12 protein-coding genes are annotated in these 14,295 nt (G+C 29.8%); 4 read left to right on the top strand and 8 right to left on the bottom strand.

Annotated elements, in window-relative coordinates; all coding sequences use genetic code 11:
- Positions 1-12: 12 nt before the first annotated feature.
- A complete protein-coding gene (locus ACR9ES_RS05320) occupies positions 13-444 on the bottom strand; it encodes a DUF6265 family protein (protein ID WP_125068539.1) in 432 nt (143 codons plus the stop codon).
- Between the two features lie 79 nt (positions 445-523).
- On the opposite strand from ACR9ES_RS05320, the gene prfA reads away from it, so the two are divergent.
- Both prfA and rpsU read left to right on the top strand, forming a co-directional pair.
- Positions 524-1,600 carry a peptide chain release factor 1 gene (prfA, locus tag ACR9ES_RS05315; protein ID WP_435255367.1) on the top strand — a complete coding sequence of 359 codons (1,077 nt, stop codon included), beginning with the start codon at positions 524-526 and terminating at the stop codon, positions 1,598-1,600.
- A 318-nt stretch (positions 1,601-1,918) separates the two neighbouring features.
- Positions 1,919-2,107 carry a 30S ribosomal protein S21 gene (gene rpsU / locus ACR9ES_RS05310; RefSeq protein ID WP_133534602.1) on the top strand — a complete coding sequence of 63 codons (189 nt, stop codon included), beginning with the start codon at positions 1,919-1,921 and terminating at the stop codon, positions 2,105-2,107.
- Positions 2,108-2,184: 77 nt separating this feature from the next.
- Here rpsU and ACR9ES_RS05305 read toward each other — a convergent pair whose 3' ends face one another.
- Positions 2,185-4,326 carry a S46 family peptidase gene (locus ACR9ES_RS05305; protein ID WP_274635042.1) on the bottom strand — a complete coding sequence of 714 codons (2,142 nt, stop codon included), beginning with the start codon at positions 4,324-4,326 and terminating at the stop codon, positions 2,185-2,187.
- A gap of 459 nt (positions 4,327-4,785) precedes the next feature.
- Here ACR9ES_RS05305 and ACR9ES_RS05300 point away from each other — a divergent pair, with 459 nt between their 5' ends.
- Positions 4,786-6,039: a tyrosine-type recombinase/integrase gene (locus ACR9ES_RS05300; RefSeq protein WP_125068527.1), complete on the top strand. Its 1,254-nt coding sequence runs from the start codon at positions 4,786-4,788 to the stop codon at positions 6,037-6,039.
- Between the two features lie 86 nt (positions 6,040-6,125).
- Here the strand turns inward: ACR9ES_RS05300 and ACR9ES_RS05295 are convergent, their stop codons facing one another.
- The 6 genes from ACR9ES_RS05295 to ACR9ES_RS05270 are packed head-to-tail and all read right to left on the bottom strand — an operon-like array spanning position 6,126 to position 13,107.
- The gene (locus tag ACR9ES_RS05295) at positions 6,126-6,851 is read right to left on the bottom strand and encodes an AbiV family abortive infection protein (RefSeq protein ID WP_125068525.1); all 726 of its coding nucleotides are present in this window, start codon (positions 6,849-6,851) and stop codon (positions 6,126-6,128) included.
- A 33-nt stretch (positions 6,852-6,884) separates the two neighbouring features.
- Positions 6,885-10,040, bottom strand: coding sequence for a type I restriction endonuclease subunit R (locus ACR9ES_RS05290; RefSeq protein WP_435255366.1), 3,156 nt, complete (start codon positions 10,038-10,040; stop codon positions 6,885-6,887).
- Positions 10,037-10,489, bottom strand: coding sequence for a DUF6998 domain-containing protein (locus tag ACR9ES_RS05285; RefSeq protein WP_125068521.1), 453 nt, complete (start codon positions 10,487-10,489; stop codon positions 10,037-10,039). The genes ACR9ES_RS05290 and ACR9ES_RS05285 overlap by 4 nt, the downstream gene beginning before the upstream one ends.
- Positions 10,490-10,548: 59 nt before the next feature.
- The gene (locus ACR9ES_RS05280) at positions 10,549-11,118 is read right to left on the bottom strand and encodes a hypothetical protein (protein WP_125068519.1); all 570 of its coding nucleotides are present in this window, start codon (positions 11,116-11,118) and stop codon (positions 10,549-10,551) included.
- Between the two features lie 4 nt (positions 11,119-11,122).
- Positions 11,123-11,782, bottom strand: coding sequence for a hypothetical protein (locus tag ACR9ES_RS05275; protein ID WP_435255365.1), 660 nt, complete (start codon positions 11,780-11,782; stop codon positions 11,123-11,125).
- Positions 11,779-13,107: a Fic family protein gene (locus tag ACR9ES_RS05270; protein ID WP_435255364.1), complete on the bottom strand. Its 1,329-nt coding sequence runs from the start codon at positions 13,105-13,107 to the stop codon at positions 11,779-11,781. Before ACR9ES_RS05270 ends, ACR9ES_RS05275 begins: the two co-directional genes overlap by 4 nt.
- Positions 13,108-13,264: 157 nt before the next feature.
- Between ACR9ES_RS05270 and ACR9ES_RS05265 the strand changes: the two genes are divergently transcribed.
- Positions 13,265-14,251: a tyrosine-type recombinase/integrase gene (locus ACR9ES_RS05265; RefSeq protein ID WP_435255363.1), complete on the top strand. Its 987-nt coding sequence runs from the start codon at positions 13,265-13,267 to the stop codon at positions 14,249-14,251.
- The last annotated feature ends 44 nt before the right edge of the window (positions 14,252-14,295 follow it).

The following is a 14,295-nucleotide window of genomic DNA, read 5'->3' as shown; positions in this document are numbered from 1 at the left end:
CTCGTGATTTTTTTATTCTATTTTATCAAACACAAAATCAATTGAAAATTCATCGTTAGCCACTTTAGCTTTTAATTGATTGTTTTCTTTCCAGTATTGTATCACTTTAGGAAACTCGTTTAGTTTGTTTTCTGCGGTAAAAGAAGTATCAGTTTGTTGTGTGAAAACAAATAATGTAGGAGCTTCATTCACTCCTGTAACTTGTAAAAACAAAGAATTATTCTTGGTAATAATATGTAATACTTCTTTAAATACAGTATCTTTTTCTTTTAAAGTGAAACCAATTCCAGAAAAATCATTACTCCAAAACTCATACGTAAGTTTATCAGGTTGATTGTTTGTACGTTTCCATTTTCCAATCAACCATGTAGGTTTTTTGATCTCTGCCGTATTTTGACAAGAAAAAAGTAAAAATCCGGTAATGAATAGTAGTAAAAAACGCATGATAAAACACTTAAAGGATTAAAGATAATGAATTAAATTCGATAAAAAATCGTAAATTCGCACCCCAAGAAAAGATACTATGCTAGATAAATTACAGATAGTTAAGCAACGTTATGATGAGGTATCAGATTTAATCATCCAACCAGATGTTATCTCTGATCAAAAACGTTATGTGCAATTAAATAAAGAATATAAAGATTTAGGAAAGGTTGTTAAAAAGGCAAACGAGTACGAAACTTTATTAAACAATATAGAAGAAGCTAAGGAAATTATTGCTGACGGATCGGATGCAGAAATGGTGGAAATGGCAAAAATGGAAATGGATGAAGCAAAAACTCGTATTCCAGAATTGGAAGAAGAGATTAAGTTTTTACTAATTCCTAAAGATCCAGAAGATGCTAAAAATGCCGTAGTTGAATTACGTGCAGGTACAGGTGGAGACGAAGCGAGTATTTTTGCAGGAGATTTATACCGTATGTACACTAAATATTGCGAAAGCAAAGGTTGGAAAGTATCTACAGTAGATTTTTCTGAAGGAACCAATGGTGGATTTAAAGAAATTCAGTTTGAAGTTACTGGAGAAGATGTATATGGAACCTTAAAGTTTGAAGCAGGGGTACACCGTGTACAACGTGTGCCACAAACAGAAACTCAAGGTCGTGTACATACGTCGGCAGCGACATGTATGGTGTTTCCAGAAGCAGAAGAGTTTGATGTAGAAATCAATCCAAAAGATGTACGTATTGATTATTTCTGTTCGTCAGGACCAGGAGGGCAGTCGGTAAACACTACCTATTCAGCGGTGCGTTTAACGCACATTCCAACAGGATTAGTGGCACAATGTCAAGATCAAAAATCGCAGCATAAAAACAAAGAGAAAGCGTTTAAGGTATTACGTTCTCGTTTATATGATATGGAGTTGGCGAAGAAGCAAGAAGCAGATGCAGCAAAACGTGGTTCGATGGTAACCTCAGGAGACCGTTCTGCTAAAATTAGAACGTATAACTACCCGCAAGGACGTGTAACCGATCACAGAATTGGATTGACCTTATACGATTTATCAAATATTGTAAACGGAGATATTCAAAAAATTATAGACGAGTTAATGCTCGCAGAAAATACTTCTAAGTTAAAAGAATTAGGAGAAACAATTTAAATATGAAGACGCTACCAAATGGTAGCGTTTTTTTTATCAAAAAGAATTAGAACCTAGAATTCTTGTAGAGCCGATAAAGAAACCCTACCTTTGGCGCGTATTAATGTTCTATTCCTATTTCGGGAGAAAATCGACAAGTCTTTATACTATTTTTCTGTCTTATACTTCAGTTTTTTAGTCTTCAGTTGCTTTACAAAGCATTTTCATTAGAATTTTTAATCTAAAATAATATCATATAAAATCATGGACTGCATTGTATATGTGGGCTATGAGATAATTTGTATGATGTAAAATGTCTAATAATTAAAACCATGTCATATGTTAAGAATAGTTGTAAAAGAGGGTGAAAATATTGATAGAGCCTTAAAACGTTACAAACGTAAGTTTAGAAATGTAAAAGTTTTACAAGAGTTGAGAGAAAGAAAACAATATGTAAAACCATCAGTTACTAGAAGAGCACAAATTCAAAAAGCAGCTTACAAAGAGCAATTGTTTAAAGAAGAATAGTTCTGAAAATTATATAGAAAATAAAAAACGCAACCAAATTGGTTGCGTTTTTTGGTATTGTTTACTAATGATTTAGATTATTCTATAACAGTTAATTCGTCTACGATACGTTTAGCACCAGCATACTTATCGATTAACCAAAGTACGTATCTGATATCTACGTTGATTGTACGTTGTAAGTTAGAGTCGAAAATAACATCACCAGCCATCGCTTCTATGTTACCATCAAATGCTAAACCGATTAATTCACCTTTTCCGTTTAAAACTGGTGAACCAGAATTTCCTCCTGTAATATCGTTGTCAGATAAAAAGTTTACAGGTAATTCGCCTTTACTGTTAGCATATCTTCCGTAGTCTTTTTTCTCATAGATATTTAACATGTCTTTAGATAAATCAAACTCACTATCGTTTGGCTTGTATTTTTTAACCATTCCTTTTAACGTTGTGTAGTTGTTAATACTAGCATCGTTTCTAGGATCTTTAGGTAAAGCTCTTACTTTTCCGTAAGATAAACGTAAAGTAGAGTTCGCATCTGGATATTTAATGTTGCTTAAACCAGACTTACGTAAACCATCTACTAATAATCTAAATGATTTTTGGTAATCGTTTAATGGTTGTACTAAGTTTTCAGGTTGTTCTCTATATTTACCTAATAATTGAGATGATAAAATATATAACGGATCGTTAGCTAATAATTCTTTATTTGGGTATTTTAAGAAAGCTGTTGCACGTTCTTTAGACGTAAAAATACTTAATTCGAAAATAGAATTGATGTAATCATTAATATCACCACCCTTTGCAATTTTAGCTACAATCTCTGGTAATTCGTAATTTGCTTTAGCTGAATATAGCTTTAGTTGTTCTGCTAAAATTTCTTTCTCTAAAGGTAAGTGATAGTTTGTGTAGCTACTTTCAATAAAAGCATTCAATCGAGGCATTAAATTCTTACGAGCAGCTTCGTTAGCATCGATATAAGACTCAAATCCTTTACCAATTTGATATGGTAAAACAGCAAATTTACTAGAACGCAATAATAACATTAAGTAGTTGTCGTGCTTTGCTTTATTGTTGGTTAAGCTGTAGTAATTGTTGATGTTAGTAACAACATCTCCGTAAGTAGCTTTATTTGATTTGTTGTTAGCCCATTTGTCAAATTTCTTTTCAACTTTACGTTTAGTTTCGGCAGTTTTATGAGCTGTTAAAGCGTCAATCATACCTTGTCTGTTTTTCCAGTAGTTGGCAATTCTAGCATATTGAGAAGCATACATTAAGTTGATAGATGCATCTTCATCCATGTATTTCTTCATCACATCCATACTAAGTTTAGAACCTTCCACCCAAGCAGGATATGCGTAGTTTACGTTTTGCTCGATTCCTTCTGCAGGCATCCAACGGTTTGTTCTACCAGGATATCCTAAAATCATAGCAAAATCATTCTCTTTTACCCCTTTAATGTTAACAGGTAAGTGATATTTTGCTTTCAATGGTACGTTGTTTTCAGAGTACTCAGCAGGATTTCCTTCTGCATCAGCATATACTCTAAATAAAGAAAAATCTCCTGTGTGACGTGGCCATTCCCAGTTATCAGTATCTCCACCATATTTACCAACTTTATCAGAAGGTGTACCGACTAATCGTACGTCTTTATAATCTTCGTATACAAAATAGTAATATTCATTTCCTTGGAAAAAAGAACGTACAGAAACAGTGTATTTACCACCTTCGTTGTTTTCTTGTTCTATTTTTGCAATTTCTCTGTTAATAGTAGCTTCACGTTCTTTTTCTGTCATAGAATCGTTTACTTTAGATAAAATACGTTCTGAAACGTCATCCATTCTTACAAAGAATCTTACAAAAAGACTTTCGGGTTTAAGCTCATCTTTTAATGTTTTAGCCCAATATCCGTTTTTAAGGTGATTTTGTTCTTCTGAAGATAATTCAGCAATAGCATCATAACCACAGTGATGGTTTGTAAGTACTAATCCGTTATCAGAAATAATACTAGCAGTACAACCACCGTTAAATTGAACAATAGCATCTTTAAGGCTTTGGTTGTTAATGCTGTAAATTTCTTCGGCAGTTAACTGAAGTCCCATTTTTTGCATATCACGTTCGTTTAAACGTTTAATATGCATTAAAAACCACATCCCTTCATTGGCAAACAATGAAGTAGGTAGTAAGATTAAAAAAGCGATTAAAAAAAGGCTTGTTTTTTTCATAATATAATTTGAATAATAAAAAATTAGGTTGATTTTGTTTTAGTTAGAATATCGTCTTTTAAAAACTTAATAAGATTAAGGTATCTATTTCAGAGCTTCACTAATTAAACAATCAACTTGTAAAAATACTCAATAATTCATTTAGTGTAAGAAGGGGAAACGTTAAAAAATGAAGGAATATCTAAGTTATTTTAGAATAATTTTAACAGTATTGATAGTTAGAGATGAGCTTTTTTGAATTAAAAATAAAAACCCTTACAAACACTAGGCTTATAAGGGTTAATAGTGGAGACGCCGAATATACTTTAGCTTAATTTTTATTTGTCAGTAAATCTTTATATGTTGTTTAAATACAGGGGTTTGGTGGCTTTTTTTATGTCTTGTTAATAACTTTTATACTAATAAGATATAAGAAAATTATCAACTCAATTATCAACGCGTAAAAAATCAAATAAAATTATGAAACATACATTTTGTTTAAGAAAGCCAAAAGATGTAAAAGAAACATTAATTGTTTTTTCATGTTACTTTAAAAATGAGAAAAAGCAATTCAAATATTCAATTAGAAAATCGATACTTCCTGATCATTGGGATTTCGAAAATAAGAAACCAAAAAATAAAGGAAAAAATATATCTAAAGACCAAAAAGGAATAACAAAAAGAATAAATGAATATACAGATGCTTTTGAGGAAATGCATTCTCGTTGCGAAATGAGTAAAACAGAATTTACAAGTCAATTATTAAAAGAGCATCTAGATAAAACTTTTAATAATTTAACATTAAGTCAAACTTCGTTCTTTGAAGTTTATGACAAATTTACGGAGGAGAAAATTAAAAGAAAAGAATGGAAACATTCGACAATAAAGCGATATAAAAATATTAAGAACTTATTACAAGAATTTGAAAAAGTTAAGAAGTACAAACTAACATTTAGTAAAATAAATAATACCTTCTATACCGAGTTTATTGATTTTTGTTATGAGTATAAAGATCACTATACCAACACATTTAATAGAAACTTAGGGCTATTTAAAACATTTATGTTCTGGGCTTTGAAAAAAGAACATACCTACAATAATAAGTTTGTTGATTTTAAGAAACCTAAAAGAGTTTTAACTAGAGAAGAAGCTTTGTCTTTTGAGGATATTAAAGCACTCTATAATTTTACTTGTGAAGATGAAAGACTAAATAAAATTAAAGATGTTTTTATTTTTCAGTGTTTAACAGGAATGCGCTATGGGGAATTAAAAAGAGTAAATAAAAGAACAATTAATAATAATGGTTGTGTGATATTAAAGGAAGAGAAGGATAGCTCTAAACCGACTCGTGAAATTCCTTTAGTATCTATTTCACGATCAATATTAGAAAAGTATAATTATGAGTTGCCTTTAATATCTAATCAAAAACAGAATGATTATATCAAAGATATTTTAAAGGAAGCAGGATTTACTAATGAGGTTGAATATACAAGAACCAAAGGAGTAGAACAGAAAATCTTTATTAAACCATTCTATAAGCGTATTTCTACGCATACTGCTAGAAGAACTTTTATAACCATTATGCGAAATAAAGGTATTGCTGATAAAACGATTATGAGCATTAGTGGTCACAAAGATTTGAAGACTTTTAACATGTATCATCAAGTTGATAACAACGCTAAAATTGATGCTGTTAAATCTGTTTTTGAAAACTTTACAACTGATAATGTATAATAAAATATACATTATTAGTTGTGTTTGTATAATATATTATACGTTATGAAAAAATCATCTTTATTTACATAAATAGTAACTTCATTTTATGATAATTGATTACTTAGCTCTTTAAAAGAAAACTCTTTCATACCATCATTAATGATATTCTCTAATAATTTTTTGCCTTTTTGTATGGTTTCATTGTCTATATGATTACTTAATTTCTCATGAAATAGAATACGTAGAGTTTTATTAAATTTAAAGACTCTGTTTGTAATTAATAAGGTTTTTAAATAAGTAGATTCTGTTATTTCATCTTTAGGGAGTAATATTTGGTCTTTATAGTCTACATAGAAGCCTTTGTTTTTTAAATTATTAAATAATTGAAGTTCTTGTATTCTGTCAGAAGATTTAATTAATGGTTCAGAAGCTTTTACAATATCTATAAAGCCATTAATAATGTTGTTAAGCCAGTTAATATTAGTTTTTAAAAAAGTTGAAGGCTTTTGATCATCATATTTTATCAATGATTCTGTGATACCAGTCCCTACCTCAATCAATTGTGCAATTTGATGTCTTATTTTATGATCAAAGAAAAACTTATGTGATTCATTAAGCTTATATATATTAAATTTTTCTGAATGTAGTTTGATTAACGAAGATTTGATAGATTCTTCAGAACTTAGTATTAGTAATGATGTTGCACTAGAAAATGATTTTCTACTTTTAGCAATTAGTTCAGCGTCTTTTTTTAACTGTAAAGCATTTTTATAGATTTCCCAATCTAAGCCTATACTTTCTTCAGGGGTTAAGTCTTTAAACTTTTTCATAGTTGTATTTTAAATTGTTCGTTTAAAAAAAAATTAATTAACCCTATACTTTTTAAAATTCTCAGCTTGTTCAAATATCTCTTTATATACTTCATCTCTGTCTACAGGAGGGTAGTCATTTTCTGCAAGAAGGATTATTAAATCAGCTTTGAGTTCTGCTTTAATATCTTCTCGATCGTTCCAATCAGTATACTTTGCTTTGTCATCTACAACATTTTTAACTTGTTGAGCAAGATTAATTAACTTGTCATTAGGGTATTCAAAATCATATTTATGAGCAAGTTGTTTTAAGATATCGTAGAACGCTTTTTCCTCAAAGTCAATCCCTAATTCACCAAAAGATTCTTTTTCTTTTTTAAGAGCATGATACAAATCAATAATTTCATCAGTAAAATCTTCTAAAACTTGTGATTGTAATACATCATTTTCTTTACGTTCATTATATCGTTCTACTAAACTTTGAAACTTTTTAGAAAAATCTATTCCTTGGGCTTTATTCACCTTTTTAAAATCTGAAATTGCTTTAAGCAACAATTGTTGCAATAGTTTAATTTTTGTGTTAGGGAGTTTAATTTTTTGAATTTTAGCTATATAATTTTCGTTAAAAACATCAATTTCGGTTTCATCCTCATTTCCAAGTTTAAAAATTTCTTCAACACCTTCACTTTGTAAAGCTTCTTTAATCATTTCTTTTACTTTAGCATTCATTTGAGCAGAGTCAGGAGCATTACCTTTAGTTAATTTGTATATTATTGATCGAATAGCTAAGTAGAAATGTATTAAATCTCTTTCGTTTTCTGATAGGAGTTCACTCCCTGAGCAAATATCGTATGCAGCCTTTAAACGTTTAACTAAATACATAAAACGTTTTTCTAACTCTTGAGTTACTTGAACATATTCAGCCCCCATGTTAAGTGTTTGTAATTGTTCAAGGGCTGAACCGTTAAAATATTTAGAGCTATTGAATTTATGGAAAATTTTAGCTAATAAATCTAAATGATCTTTTACAACTACAAGTGATTGTTGAATGTCTTCAAAATTTTGTGCATCTACTTTGCTGTACATAGCTAAAGCCATGTTCATAGCTTTTTTTATCCCAATGTAATCTACAACCAAACCTTTGTTTTTGCCTTCAAATTTTCTGTTTACTCTAGATATAGTTTGAATTAAATTGTGTTTTTGTAAAGGTTTGTCAATATAAATAGTATCTAAAAAAGGAACATCAAAACCAGTTAGCCACATATCTACTACAATGGCTATTTTAAAATTAGACTTAGGATTTTTAAATTGTCTATCTAATTCTTTTCTGTAGTCTTTGTTTCCTAACAAATCCCAAAGCTCTTTACGATCATCTTTACCTCTGGTCATTATCATCTTGATACGTTCCATAGGTTTTATTTCTTTTTGCTCTTTTTCTGTCAATTCAATATCTTCTTCAGAAATCAATGCATTTCCCCATTCAGGTTTGATTTTTAAGATTTGTTGATATAATTCATAAGCTATTTCTCTACTACTACATACAAACATAGCTTTTCCTTTAATTGTAGAGCCTTCCTTTATGCGTTTAGTATAATGATTAACAAAATCTTTAGCTATAGCTTCAATACGATCTGGATCACCAATAATGGTATTCATATTGGCGGTGTTTTTTTTACTTTCTTCTACTTGATATTCACTGGCACCTTCTTCTACACAATTATCGTAGTAGCTTTCTATTTCTTGAAGCTTTTGATTGTTTAAAACTACTTTTGCAGCACGTCCTTCATATACAATACGAACAGTAATTTCATCTTTTACTGATTCAGTCATTGTATACGAATCTATAATATCTCCAAATACATCTAGAGTAGCGTCTATAGGTGTTCCTGTAAAACCAACATAGGTTGCATTGGGTAAAGAGTCGTGTAAGTATTTTGCAAAACCATAGGTTTTTTCTACACCTTTTTCTGTAATTTTCACTTTTTGGTTTAAGTTTACTTGACTACGATGTGCTTCATCAGATATACAAATCACATTAGTTCTTTCTGTCAATACATCTAAATCTTCTGTAAATTTATGTATGGTGGTTAAAAATACACCACCGGATTGTCTTCCTTGTAGTTTTGTACGTAAATCAGCTCTACTTTCAACAGAAACTATGGTATCATCACCAATATATTGTTTAGCATTGCTAAATTGAGCTGATAGTTGATCATCTAAATCAGTTCTGTCAGTTATTACAATAATAGTAGGACTAGCAAAATCTTTACTCTTCATTAAGAGCCTTGAAAGAAAAAGCATTGTAAAGCTTTTACCACAACCTGTGGCTCCAAAATAAGTACCACCTTTACCATCACCAAAAGGCTTTTGATGTAGTTTGATGTTATTTAATAGCTTATTAGCAGCATAAAATTGAGGATAACGACAAACAATTTTAATTTCTTTATTTCCCGAGCTGTCAGGTAAATAAATGAAGTGATGAATTAATTGACGTATATCTTTACGGTTAAGCATTCCTTTTACAAGAGTAAAAAGGCTTTCTATACCATCTGCCTCGTTATTTTCTTGAAATAACTGTCTGTCTGATTCCGTTCTCCAAGCATAAAAGAATTCATAAGGGGCAAAGAATGAACCTCCCTTAGTATTTACACCATCGCTTATAATGCAAAAAGCATTGTATTTAAATAACTCAGGTATATCTCTTCGGTAACGAGTGGTTAACTGTATATACGCATCATGAATCGTAGTGTTTTCTTGTATAGCAGTTTTAAATTCAAAGACAACTAACGGTAACCCATTAATATATAAAATACCGTCAGGAATACGTTTTTCGTAACCAACTATAGCTAATTGATTTACAAAACGAAATGTATTTTTGTCATTTGAAGAGTAATCTATAAGCTGAATGTATAAATCCTTTTTATGTGGATCCTCGCGTTTTAATAAAAAACCATCTGACAACCATTGCATAAACAATTTATTTGAAGTATACAGGTCAGAGCTAGGTAATACTTCTAGTTTTCTTATAATTCCTGCTATTTCATTATCGGTTATATCTAGATGTTTATCTTTTAAAAAAGCAATTAAGTCTTCTTTAATAAGTACTTCACTTTCATCTCTGTTGATAGAAGTTCCAAGTAGATGAGGGATTTCTTGAGCTTCTAATAACTCTATTACTGCTTGTTCTAGTTTTGCTTCTGTAAATTTCATAGAGTTTTAATTTTTTGACCTTGTGGAACTTGCTTGTTGAGTTGTTTTAAAATTCCTTTTGAAAGAGTATAATAGGTTTTATTATATGATTTAAGCCTTCTCTTTACAATATAATTATTATGTATAAACTTACCAGGACCATTAAAAAGCTCTTCTATTTTACCATCTTCGAGTATATTAACACTTAAAAAATAATCGGGAATTTTACTTTCTCCATAAGGGAAATAACTATTATTTTTAAATGTTGCCTTGATTTGAATTAGTTTTCCAGTAGCAATTTCTTTACCATCGTGTATTGTAGTGTTTTCAGAGTATAATTCAATTCCATATTTTTCTGCACATAGGACTTCACCTATATCACCTACCAAACGTCCGTCTAGAGGAAAACTTCTTTTGTATCTTTCTCTTAGTTTATTTGTTATCTCCAGAAGTTGCTTTATCTCTTTCATATTTTTATATAATTATATAATATTAAAGACTGAAAAGAATATTACTTTTCTAATATACTCTAAATTTTATCAATAATTTTAAGAGGTATTGAGTGTTTAAGACAATTGTTTTCAAAATCTTTGAGTTGAATAAGGGTGTTTTCTTCTGTGAAAAAGTTCTCTAAAGCGTATTTTTTATAAAATACTTTTTGTTCTTCTATATACCCACTTTCGTTTATAGTAGCTTCTTTTAAAATGTCAAAATTCCAATTAGGTTCTCCTGCCATAAAAATTAAATCAGTAGATGATTTTTCTACATCTTTAAATTTTTCTATATCTAGTCTATCAATACTAGAGTCTTCCAAATTACTTTCAAAATATCCAGAGTCGTTCTTTAAAATAACAGAAAACCAAAGAGTATCGTCTTCTTCATTTCTTTGAAAATGAAATTCGTAACAATACATATATATCCAATCCCAAGCCCAATTATCTAATCTGTTAGTGCCTCTAGAGCTAAATAAAGGTTTTCCTTTTTTATAAGGGATATTATATGTTGAACCTATGAATTGTATCAGATTTAAAATTCGACGTTGATAATCAAACAATAGGCGATATGCTTTTCGGATTTCTAAAGGTAAATTCTCTTTCATTTAATTAAAAGTTAAATTGCTGAATAGCATTGCTGTTAATTTTATAAGTATCACAATCGACTAACCATTTTTTTTGATGAAATCCATGCATAGCAAAAGCATTAATTAAATCATTAAATAAAAAGATTAAAGGTGATTGATCTGGTAATTGTTGATTTATTATTTTGTTATGTAAGTTTGTTATAATCAATAACAAGCGACTCCAATTTGTTTTAGATTGGGCTATTTTTTTACTCTGTATATAAATACTGTCTTTAGTGCAATTTTCTTGTAAACCACCGACCTGTAATAAATAAAGGTCTTTAGCATCTTCTTCGTATTCGTTAAAATAGCCAATGACTTCATTTTCTAATTGCCCATTATATTGTTGGTTAGCATCATACCGTTTAGCTTCAACAATTAAATCGAATTCAGAAAAGCGAATAAATACATCTGGTTCTACAAATTTACTGTTGTAGGTGTTTTCGGCAGACCATTTAGGCCAAAAAACTATTTCTTGTATTTCACCAGAAAATTTAGGTAAGGTATCTAAAAGTAAAGAGTCTTTAAGGATGGTCCAAAAATAATGAGTAGGGAAGTACTTTAAGACATCAAATACACTTGCAGTTAAACTATCTTCACAAATACTTAGCTTATCTTTTCCTTCTTTAAAATAAGATATCATTTTTTATAATTTTTCCCTTTTTCGGTGAGTCTATATTTTTGTTTTGAACTTGTTGGTTTATCAGGAATAGTTAATTCTACAAAACCTAATTCTATAGCAGGATTTAAATATGCTGTTCTAAAATGTTCTCTATGTTTTACCCCTACCAACTCCATTAATTCACTTCTGTTTAGTTCTTTGTTTAAGTTTTTAATTAATTGAGTAACTTGCTCGGTAACTTGCTCGGTAACTTGCTCGGTAACTTGCTCGGTAACTTGCTCGGTAACTTGCTCGGTAACTTGCTCGGTAACTTGCTCGGTAACTTGCTCAGTAGCAGGTAGCGTAATGCGTAAAAAATTATCAGTAAATTTAAAACAATCTCTACTGTAAGTACTTAAAATTCTTGGGATTCCTGAACCTAATTGTTCTACTAAGTCTAAATCTTTAAAGATTCTTATAAGTTCTTTGTTTCTTGGAATAGAAAAACCTTCAAAAAATTCATTTTCGCTAAGTCCATCAACCAAACTTCCTGCAGATGTAATTTCAATACGATCAGAAAAAATTTCAAATTTAGGAGGTACTTCTCTACTAAAGTCGTTATGTACAAAAGCATTAATTATTGCTTCGCGTAAAGCTCTGGCATCCCATAAACGTTTTTCTTGTCTGTCTTTAGCTGTAATTTTAGCAATAGTTTTATTTTCTAACTCTAATTTATCTAATACTTGTTTACAAGCTTTTATAAGCGAAGTATAACCATATTCATTGGTCTCTATAAGTTCTACGCGGTCAATTCCTGAATACTTAGCTACCTTAATAGAAATGTTATTTACGTCAGATAGTAGGTACCCCGCATAGTTCCATTTATTATCTTCTGTTGTTAATTCTAAGGTATTACCAAAATGAGAATTAAGGTTTTTATCTTTTGCTTGATAGTAAATATGTAATTGTTCAAATTGTAGGTTTTGCTTTGGAGATACAATTTTACTAATAGTGTTTCGTGTACGTGAAGCGTATAGAGTGTCTATAGTTTTTTGTGGCATAGGTTCAGATGCTGTACCTATACGGATAAAAGAACCCTTTTCACTCATACCATATTTCTTTTTAAAATATGGTTTTTCGCTACCACTTGCTATCGTAATTTTTACTAACTTTTTTTCTTCTTGCTCTATTATTGAAATATCAAACAAACCTAAGCAAGATGGTTGAATATTTGTTTTCAAGCGATCTTTAACACGAAGCATTACATCATCGGTATCTGTTACACCAACAACTTTTCCGTTTTTGTCAATGCCGATAATAAGTTCACCACCTAAGTGATAGTTTAAAAATGAGAAAAAGCAATTCAAATATTCAATTAGAAAATCTATACTTCCTGATCATTGGGATTTCGAAAATAAGAAACCAAAAAATAAAGGGAAAAATATATCTAAAAACCAAAAAGGAATAACAAAAAGAATAAATGAATATACAGATGCTTTTGAGGAAATGCATTCTCGTTGCGAAATGAGTAAAACAGAATTTACAAGTCAATTATTAAAAGAGCATCTAGATAAAACTTTTAATAATTTAACATTAAGTCAAACTTCGTTCTTTGAAGTTTATGACAAATTTACGGAGGAGAAAATTAAAAGGAAAGAATGGAAACATTCGACAATAAAGCGATATAAAAACATTAAGAACTTATTACAAGAATTTGAAAAGGTTAAGAAGTATAAATTAACATTTAGTAAAATAAATAACGCCTTCTATACTGAGTTTATTGATTTTTGTTATGAGTATAAAGATCACTATACCAACACATTTAATAGAAACTTAGGACTATTTAAGACATTTATGTTCTGGGCTTTGAAAAAAGAACATACATACAATAATAAGTTTGTTGATTTTAAGAAACCTAAACGAGTTTTAACTAGAGAGGAAGCATTGTCTTTTGAGGATATTAAAACACTCTATAACTTTCCTTGTGAAGATGAAAGACTAAATAAAATTAAAGATGTTTTTATTTTTCAGTGTTTAACAGGAATGCGCTATGGTGAATTAAAAAGAGTAAATAAGAGAACAATTAACAATAATGGTTGTGTGATATTAAAGGAAGAAAAGGATAGCTCTAAACCGACTCGTGAAATTCCTTTGGTTTCTATTTCAAGATCAATATTAGAAAAGTATAATTATGAGTTGCCTTTAATATCTAATCAAAAACAAAATGATTATATCAAAGATATTTTAAAGGAAGCAGGATTTACTCACGAGGTTGAATATACAAGAACTAAAGGGGTAGAGCAGCAAGTTTTTATAAAGCCATTTTATAAGCGTGTTTCTACTCATACTGCTAGAAGAACTTTTATTACTATTATGAGGAATAAAGGAATTGCTGATAAAACGATTATGAGCATTAGTGGTCACAAAGATTTGAAGACTTTTAATATGTATCATCAAGTTGATAACAACGCTAAAATTGATGCTGTTAAATCTGTTTTTGAGAATTTCTAGAATATATTTTAAAAAAGGGTTCGACTCTAAGAAAGTAAAACCCT

It is taken from the genome of Tenacibaculum sp. A30 (assembly GCF_051200845.1).
GTDB lineage: Bacteria > Bacteroidota > Bacteroidia > Flavobacteriales > Flavobacteriaceae > Polaribacter.
Note: the sequence above shows the minus strand (reverse complement) of the source record. Positions and strands in the feature narration are given on the sequence as shown.

Bases quoted from the DNA above. Each gene is read 5' to 3' on its own strand.
- ACR9ES_RS05320 (WP_125068539.1), bottom strand. From the start codon at position 444: ATGCGTTTTTTACTACTATTCATTACCGGATTTTTACTTTTTTCTTGT.
- prfA (WP_435255367.1), top strand. From the start codon at position 524: ATGCTAGATAAATTACAGATAGTTAAGCAACGTTATGATGAGGTATCA.
- rpsU (WP_133534602.1), top strand. From the start codon at position 1,919: ATGTTAAGAATAGTTGTAAAAGAGGGTGAAAATATTGATAGAGCCTTA.
- ACR9ES_RS05305 (WP_274635042.1), bottom strand. From the start codon at position 4,326: ATGAAAAAAACAAGCCTTTTTTTAATCGCTTTTTTAATCTTACTACCT.
- ACR9ES_RS05300 (WP_125068527.1), top strand. From the start codon at position 4,786: ATGAAACATACATTTTGTTTAAGAAAGCCAAAAGATGTAAAAGAAACA.
- ACR9ES_RS05295 (WP_125068525.1), bottom strand. From the start codon at position 6,851: ATGAAAAAGTTTAAAGACTTAACCCCTGAAGAAAGTATAGGCTTAGAT.
- ACR9ES_RS05290 (WP_435255366.1), bottom strand. From the start codon at position 10,040: ATGAAATTTACAGAAGCAAAACTAGAACAAGCAGTAATAGAGTTATTA.
- ACR9ES_RS05285 (WP_125068521.1), bottom strand. From the start codon at position 10,489: ATGAAAGAGATAAAGCAACTTCTGGAGATAACAAATAAACTAAGAGAA.
- ACR9ES_RS05280 (WP_125068519.1), bottom strand. From the start codon at position 11,118: ATGAAAGAGAATTTACCTTTAGAAATCCGAAAAGCATATCGCCTATTG.
- ACR9ES_RS05275 (WP_435255365.1), bottom strand. From the start codon at position 11,782: ATGATATCTTATTTTAAAGAAGGAAAAGATAAGCTAAGTATTTGTGAA.
- ACR9ES_RS05265 (WP_435255363.1), top strand. From the start codon at position 13,265: ATGAGTAAAACAGAATTTACAAGTCAATTATTAAAAGAGCATCTAGAT.